This is a genomic window from Exiguobacterium sp. A1_3_1 (assembly GCF_048985645.1).
GTDB lineage: Bacteria > Bacillota > Bacilli > Exiguobacteriales > Exiguobacteriaceae > Exiguobacterium_A > Exiguobacterium_A indicum.
In genome coordinates this window covers 23285-31223 of sequence record NZ_WBYY01000015.1, presented here as the reverse complement: position 1 = coordinate 31223, position 7939 = coordinate 23285, and the positions used below count along the sequence as shown (strand labels likewise).

Genomic DNA, 7939 nt, shown 5'->3' with positions numbered 1-7939 from the left:
AGATGTGTATAAGAGACAGGTGCCCTTGATACGACGGCAGAGACGATGTTACAGCCGCTCTTACTCGCTTTACAAAACGCCGGGCACGACGTCGGCATTGCTTGTGCCGACACCGGTGCCTCGGTGAAACTGGCTGCAAAGGGATTCCGGATGCACGACATCCCGATCGAGCGCCGGATCGACTGGACGAGTAACTGGCGGACGATCCAAGAAATCACACGAATCTTGAAGGAGGACGGCTACGACGCCGTCCATGTCCACACACCAGTCGCTGCCGCCCTCGGACGCGTCGCCGCAAAACGGGCCGGAACGAAGCATATCGTCTACACGGCACACGGCTTTTACTTCCACGAGAAGATGGGGCGGGTGACGTACCAGCTGACGTATTCCGTTGAAAAGTGGCTAGCTCGTTTCGCGACCGATTACCTTCTCCTCCAAAGCGAAGAAGATTATCAACTCGCTCAGCGCAAACGCTTTAAGGCGAATACCCGCCTGATGCACCTTGGAAATGGGATTGACTTGACCCGCTTCTACCCACGACCACGTGAAGCCGGAGCGCCGTTTACGTTCCTCTTCATCGGTCGGATCGTCGAAGAAAAGGGGATTCTCGAACTGCTCGATGCGTTCGAGGACGTCGTCTATCGCCACCCGGAAGCCCGTCTCGTCATCGCTGGTGAGATGATGGCAAGCGAGCGGGATCAGACGACGAAACACTTATTCTTACGACGGATTCGCGAGATTCCGAATGTCGATTACCTTGGGTTCGTCGAAGACGTACCGAGCTTGTTTCAACAAGTCGATGCCTTCGTCTTACCATCGCATCGCGAAGGCGTCCCACGTTCGATCATCGAAGCGATGGCGAGCGCAAAGCCCGTCATTGCAACAAACATCCGCGGCTGCCGCGAAGAGGTCGTCGAGGGGAAAACGGGGTATCTCGTTGAAGTCCACGACATCGCGAAGCTCGCCAAACGGATGAATACACTCGTCGAACATCCTGACCGTGCCAACGAGATGGGACGGAATGGATTTGACCGTGCCATGAAATATTTCAACGAAGCCGACGTCATCAAACGACAACTTGATCTCTTTTCAGCTATGTAAAAGGAGGACGTCATCATGAAACGCACATTCGACTTCACGGTTAGTCTGATCGCCATCCTCATCTTGATTCCTGTCTACGCCGTCGTCGCCTTAGTCATCTACACGAAGCTTGGACGACCGATCTTCTTCAATCAAGTCCGCCCTGGTTATAAGGGAGAATTGTTCAAGATCTATAAGTTCCGCACAATGACGAATGAAACGGATGCCGAAGGGAAACTCCTTCCGGATGCGGACCGGATTCCGGCATCGCTCGAGTGGATTCGTCGCTTGAGCCTTGATGAGATCCCGCAGTTCTTAAACATCCTCCGCGGACAGATGAGTTTCGTCGGACCGCGTCCGTTGCTCGTCAGCTACTTGAACCACTATACGAAGGAGCAGATGGCACGACACGATGTCTTACCTGGTCTGACAGGCTGGGCACAGATTCACGGTCGTAACGCAACGACGTGGCAGCAACGCCTCGAGCAAGATCAATGGTATGCAGCCAATCATACATTCCGACTGGATCTCTACATCCTATTCAAGACGTTCAAAATGGTCATCTCGTCAGAAGGGAACTCGACGGCTCACCAGACCGGCATGGGTGAGTTCAAGGGTCTCGACGGAGGTGTTCCCCATGATGTCGCTAAGCGATGAACGGTTGATTCGGGATCCACGCGAATGGGACGCACTTGTCGCGACCTATCAACTCGATTGTTATTACGAACATGCTTACTTCGAACTTGCGAAGGGGCCCGATGAGATTCCTGAATTATTTTATTATCCGACGGAGTTTGGGACGTTGATCTATCCGTACTTGCGGCGACCGATTCCAGGCACACGCTTTGAGGACATCACGACGCCGTACGGCTATGGTGGTCCTTATTTCATGGGTATCTGGTCACTTGATCAGATTCGCGAAGCCCGCGCGCGATTCGAACAGTACTGTCGTGAAACCGGAATCGTCACCGAGACGGTTCGTTTCCACCCTTTGCTACACAATCAGGAACTCGGTCAACACTGGTGCCATCAAACGGATATCTTGCAGCCGACGGTGACACTTGAGCTGACGGATCCGTTCGAGACAATCGAAGGTGGATTCTCGCAAATGACGCGACGTAACATCCGGAAAGCACGCCGCGAAGGCGTCACGATTCGCCTCGGACGTCCGGAAGAGTACTGCGACTTCGCCCGTCTCTATCAGATGACGATGGATAAACATCAAGCCGATGCGCGGTATTACTTTGATCAGACCTACTTCGATCACTTCGCTGAAGGACGGATCAAAAATGTCCTGTTGCTTGCCGAACAAGCGGGGCGGATCATCGCTGGGTGCATCGTCCTGACGGGTCGCCAGTTCGCACATTATCATCTCGGTGCTTCAGATCCTGCCTACTTGTCGCTTCGCCCGAATCATCTATTATTCGCGGAGATGATTCGCTGGGCAAAACAAGCTGGTCTTCAAGCGTTACATCTCGGTGGCGGAACGACACGATCCGATGCAGATAGCTTACTCGCCTACAAACGATCCTTTGGTGAAGCGAATCGAACATTTTTTGGACTCGGGACATCGATTCTTGATCCGACGATTTATGACCGGCTCGCGCGACAAATCAAACAACAACATCCGGAAATCGAGACAGGACAGTGGTTCCCGATCTACCGGACGCCGCTCCGTCAGCTGTCACCTCGAAGGGAGGAAACATCATGAAACACATCCCGCTCTCCATCCCGCACTTAAGTGGTCAAGAAGCACGTTACGTCACGGAAGCACTCGAGACGAACTGGGTCGCACCGCTTGGACCGAACGTCGACGCCTTCGAACGAGAGATGCAAGCCTACACGGGAGCTCGCGCAATGCTTGCGACGAGCAGTGGTACGGCAGCCATTCACTTGGCACTCGCGACGCTTGGTGTCACGACGGGGGATGACGTCTTCTGTCAGTCCTTGACGTTCATCGCTTCGACGAATCCGATTCGTTACGTCGGTGCTCGTCCCGTCCTGATCGATTCGGAAGAGGAGACATGGAACATGTCACCCGTCGCACTCCGACGCGCGTTGATCCAGGCGGCAACGCGAGGAAAACTTCCGAAAGCCGTCATCGTCGTTCATCTATACGGAGTCGCGGCACAAATCGAGGAGATCGCTGCGCTCTGTGAAGAGTACGATGTTCCGTTGATCGAAGACGCGGCAGAGTCACTTGGAACACGCGTCAACGGGCGGATGACGGGGACATTCGGGACGTTCGGGATCTACTCCTTCAACGGCAACAAGATCATCACGACGTCAGGTGGTGGAATGCTCGTCGCAAATGATCCAGCCTTGATCGAACGTGCCTTCTATCTCGGGACACAGGCGAGACAACCGGTCCTCCATTACGAGCATACGGAAGTCGGCTACAACTACCGGATGAGCAACGTCGCTGCTGGGATCGGACGCGGTCAACTCGAAGTCATCGATCAACGCGTCGATGCGCGGCGGAAGATCTTTGATCGTTATGAACGTGCCTTTGCACCGGGCGGCGTCACGTCGCAAGTCGAGCAGACCGGAACATTCGCCAACCGTTGGCTCAGTGCTTTTCTCTTACCAGGTGGTCAAGTGCAACGCGACGAAATGATCCAGACGCTACAACAGGTGAATGCCGAGTCCCGTCCGGTCTGGAAACCGATGCACTTGCAGCCCGTCTATCGCGACGTACCATTCATCACAGCAGAAGGGATGGATGTCAGCCGTCGTCTGTTTGAAGACGGAATCTGCCTCCCGTCTGCTTCACAAATGACGTTCACCGAACAAGCCGTCGTCATCCGAAACGTTCGTCATACCTTACAGACGAACGTACGCCGGAACGTCCAGTCATGAATATATGGGAAGGGGACATCGTCATGCGCGATATGGAGGAAGCGATCCACGCACTCCGTCTCGCTGCGAACGGGAAGAATGAATTGACGGCCAATACCTATTTCCGCTGGCAATTGAACACCACTCATCCAAGCGTCGCGGAAATCCTGATGCTGTTTGGGTCGTGGCAGATCGCCTTGGAACGAGCTGGCATCGGACAAGCCCGCTTGACGTTCACGAAATCGGAAATCATTGACGCCTTGCGTCAGGCACGGGAGGAACTCGATCCTTTCACGAGCGCGACGTACCGCGAATGGGCGCAACAAAAGCAAGCACCTAGCCTGACGGATATCGTCCATCAATTCAACTCGTGGCAGCAGGCATTGTCAGAAGCGGATATCTTAAAGGAACGCATCCAGGAAATGGAACAACGGATCATCGAGTCATTACTTGAAGCGCAAGGTGCCTTGCCGGTCTTGACGAGCCAGACCTACACGAAGTGGGCGGCTGGTCAAAATCGTCCGACCGTCGCAACGATTGCTCGCCGGTACGGCTCTTGGTCAAACGCCCTTGAAATCATCGGCATCGAATTTCCGCGAAAACGCTGGCGGGAAGAGGAGGTACTCGACGTGCTCGCCGCAGCTGCAAAAGAAACGGAACATCTGACGATCGCAAGTTACCAACGGTTCAGCATCGGACGTGATGCGCCAAGCATCGGCGTCATCACCGCTTTGTTCGGTAGCTGGCGCAATGCGTTGCTCGTACTTGAAGCGCAGAGACCGTCCTGAATTCAGATCGAAGAAAAGGGGAATGGATGATGAAGAAGTGGAAATGGATCGTGTTGACACTGACGGGGATATGCCTGCTCCTTCTCTTCGGTTCAGGCGGGTATGTGTACCATAAAGCGAGCCAGACGATGAAAGAAGTTCAAGTCCAAGTGCCAGTCAAGGCGAGCGTCGAGACAGAGAAAGCGGTCGAACAGAAAAAAGGGCTCTCCTTTTTATTACTCGGCGTCGATCAACGAAAAAACGAGACAGGACGCAGTGATACGATCATCGTCGTAACGATTGATCCGAAGACGAATAAGAGCCAAATGATCAGTATCCCGCGTGATTTGAAAACAGAAATCATCGGCAATGGATCGAACGATAAGATCAATCATGCGTATGCCTTCGGTGGTCCACAGATGGCACTCGACACGGTTAGTCATCTGCTGGATATCCGACTCGACTATTTCGCAGAAATCAATTTAGAAGGGTTCACGGATCTCGTTAATGCCGTCGATGGTGTCACCGTCGAGAACGATATCAATTTCTCATATTATGAGATGCAATTTCCAAAAGGGGAACTGTCGCTGAACGGGAAAGAAGCACTTGCCTATGCGCGGATGCGCTATGATGATCCACGCGGTGACTTTGGACGACAGATCCGTCAACGGCAAGTCGTTCAGGCGGTCACCGATAAGATGACGGAGGACTTCTCGATTCGTCGCTTCAATGCTGTCCTCGACGCACTCGGGAAAAACGTCAAGACGAACGTACCATTTTCCGTTGCCCGGACCGTCGCGACGGATTACCGGGATGCCTTACGAAATGTCGAGACCTTATCACTCGACGGGAAAGGGGGAATCGAATCGGACGGAATCTACTACTGGCATCCGACGGACAAGTCGTTGAAAGAAGTTCAAGCTCAACTAAAGGAAGCATTGGAATGACATGAGGCAAGAACGAGCGTATGCTTTGTTCGTCTCGCATCGTTTTCCTGGGACAAGCATCTTACCGCTTCGCTTCGCTGCAGGGTCACTCTTGCTTGTTTTTCCCTAGGAAGCGATGTCGAGCGAACAAATTATTTTGCTTTTCGTTTGACGTATACTACAAATAAAACAAAAAAAGATGTCCATCTCCGATTCATAACCGAAAATGGACATCTTTTTTTGATGAATCGATTAGCGTTTCACGACGACCGGATCGTCCGAAGCATCGAGAATTTCATCATCGTATAGAGGAAATAGACGGTAGTCAGAATGGCAGCACCGCTCCATAACCATTGATACGCTGAACTGAAGTAGCCGAATCGAAGCCCGATCAGTGCCGGTACGATTAATGTCAACCAGCTCAAGACGAGGGCGACACGGGCAGTGATTGCATCAATCGGGCGATTCATTCCCATTCCGAGAAAGAACAGGCTCCAGAGCAACGCCCAGAACAACCACGTCACACTACCGATGATGTCATTCGTCGTGAAACTGACGAACGCATAAAACAAGGCGGCAATCGCAACGAACAAGGAAAACCAACCGACCCCGCTCCCGTCGAGATTAAACAAGAACGTGATCCCGACGTAAACGTACGTAAAGGCAAACAGATAGATGCTCGCGTATCCGAACGTCAACGCTGGATCGCCAGCGGCACCAATGACGAGATAGGTTGCGATGAACGTCTGCAATAAACCGGTGATGAGACTGAAGACACCCGCGCTACGGAGATCGACTTTTCCGAACAAGGTCAAACTATTTAAAAAGAGCGCGACGCCCCCAAATAACAAACTGACATTTCCCACGTAAAACTCTCCTTCATTAAGACGTCAGACGTCTGATTCTAAACTTAACTCTAAGATGAATTCGTTTTCAGCGCAAGCATAATTTTAGAGACAAAATGAAAAACAACCTGACTCCCGGAAAGGGAATCAGGTTGTTGATTGAGCAATTATTGTTTCAAGACAGAGCGGAGTGTCGTTTCCGTTTGAGTGGGAGTACCTTTGAGTGTGACCAATCCATAACGGACATTCCCCTTTTTAAGGAAAAAGACGCGCGTATTGTTCGCTTCAGGAGTATATCCCGTTTTACTCGCATAAATACGAGGTTCCTTAGGTAAGGTTTTATCCGTGTGATACCACTTTAACGTCCGAGCGTAAGGTCCTTTGATGCTTGCTTTATATGATTTTCGACCGCTTACTGTAATCAGGTAGCTATAATTCGCGTATGTGTTCGCGAGTTTTTGCATATCGGCAGCTGTCGTATAGTGATTCCATTCATGAAAACCATGTGGATTAGAAAAATGACTTGCTGTCATGCCGAGTGCTTGAGCACGACTATTCATTAACGAAACGAACTTTGATTCAGAACCCGCGGTCCGAACGGCAATCGCTTTAGCGGCATCATTACCCGAGCGAATCAACATGCCATTCAAGAGTTGGCGCATCGTGACACGATCTCCCGAGCGTAAACTCGCCACACTGCTACCATACGGTACTGAAATCATGGAATACGTGAGCGTAAAAGGTTGATCCAGTGTACCGTTTCGAGCGGCTACTTCGTATCCGACGATGGCAGTCAACAACTTGGTCGTACTTGCCGGATACCGTCGGACATTACTTTGTTTCGTCGTAATATAGGAAGTAGAACCGAGTTGAAAATAGCGTAAAGAGGCAACCGGGTATTTACTAGCTGCTGTTTTCTTTCGGACGACTTGATTGGAAACGTAGCGTGTCTTTCCTCCGTCTTTAATCTTATACCATCCTTTGGAATAGGAGACTGCTTGTAGCACACTCTTGTAAGCAGCACGCCGAACGATCGTCTTACTAGAGGACGTGCTTGGTTTGGAGCGAATGTTCGCGCCAGACTTAGAGGTGACGACGAGAGCATATGTACTCGGACCGGTCACTTTTTTTGCGACTTGATTGGACAGATAACGGTATGTGCCGCCATCTTTGATTTTGTACCAACCGTTCGAATACGATACTGCTGTGAATTTCGATTGATACGCAGCGAGGCGAACGATAGTTGCAGAGGAACTCGTACTTGGTTTAGAACGAATATTTCCTCCGGATTTGGATGTGACGACGACTTGATAACTGGCAGCTTGCGCCGGTAAAGCTGGTAGGAAAAGTGTAAACAGGATCAGGAGTATCAGACTCATTCGAAAAAATGGCTTCATAAAAAATCATTCCCTCCTTTTTGAAAATATAGATTCATCATAAAACAAAAAAAGGAAATTCACTTGTTTTCAAAAAAATTGATGCA

The 7939-nt window shown here is 51.1% G+C and carries 8 protein-coding genes and 1 pseudogene; 7 read left to right on the top strand and 2 right to left on the bottom strand.

Annotation, left to right across the window (positions count from 1 at the left end; genetic code table 11):
- Window positions 1–42: 42 nt before the first annotated feature.
- From F8N00_RS03070 to F8N00_RS03040, 7 genes and pseudogenes are all read left to right on the top strand, one after another.
- A pseudogene (locus tag F8N00_RS03070) lies at window positions 43–516 on the top strand (glycosyltransferase); the annotation flags it as partial.
- Window positions 496–1101: a glycosyltransferase gene (locus F8N00_RS03065; RefSeq protein ID WP_421017771.1), complete on the top strand. Its 606-nt coding sequence runs from the start codon at window positions 496–498 to the stop codon at window positions 1099–1101. The pseudogene F8N00_RS03070 and the gene F8N00_RS03065, both read left to right, overlap by 21 nt.
- A gap of 15 nt (window positions 1102–1116) precedes the next feature.
- Entirely contained in the window at window positions 1117–1737 is a 621-nt protein-coding gene (locus tag F8N00_RS03060) for a sugar transferase (protein ID WP_035396072.1), read from the top strand.
- On the top strand, window positions 1718–2791 hold the full coding sequence (locus tag F8N00_RS03055; protein WP_174316583.1) for a lipid II:glycine glycyltransferase FemX: 1074 nt from the start codon (window positions 1718–1720) through the stop codon (window positions 2789–2791). The genes F8N00_RS03060 and F8N00_RS03055 overlap by 20 nt, the downstream gene beginning before the upstream one ends.
- Window positions 2788–3939, top strand: a complete 1152-nt coding sequence (locus F8N00_RS03050; protein ID WP_058712993.1) for an aminotransferase class I/II-fold pyridoxal phosphate-dependent enzyme — start codon at window positions 2788–2790, stop codon at window positions 3937–3939. The genes F8N00_RS03055 and F8N00_RS03050 overlap by 4 nt, the downstream gene beginning before the upstream one ends.
- Window positions 3936–4706: a hypothetical protein gene (locus tag F8N00_RS03045; RefSeq protein WP_023469390.1), complete on the top strand. Its 771-nt coding sequence runs from the start codon at window positions 3936–3938 to the stop codon at window positions 4704–4706. Before F8N00_RS03050 ends, F8N00_RS03045 begins: the two co-directional genes overlap by 4 nt.
- A gap of 29 nt (window positions 4707–4735) precedes the next feature.
- The gene (locus tag F8N00_RS03040) at window positions 4736–5632 is read left to right on the top strand and encodes an LCP family protein (protein ID WP_023469389.1); all 897 of its coding nucleotides are present in this window, start codon (window positions 4736–4738) and stop codon (window positions 5630–5632) included.
- Window positions 5633–5871: 239 nt separating this feature from the next.
- Here F8N00_RS03040 and F8N00_RS03035 read toward each other — a convergent pair whose 3' ends face one another.
- Entirely contained in the window at window positions 5872–6477 is a 606-nt protein-coding gene (locus F8N00_RS03035) for an AmiS/UreI family transporter (RefSeq protein ID WP_058712992.1), read from the bottom strand.
- A 146-nt stretch (window positions 6478–6623) separates the two neighbouring features.
- Window positions 6624–7853 (bottom strand): SH3 domain-containing protein, encoded by a 1230-nt coding sequence (locus F8N00_RS03030; RefSeq protein WP_023469387.1) that lies wholly within the window; start codon window positions 7851–7853, stop codon window positions 6624–6626.
- Window positions 7854–7939: the final 86 nt, after the last annotated feature.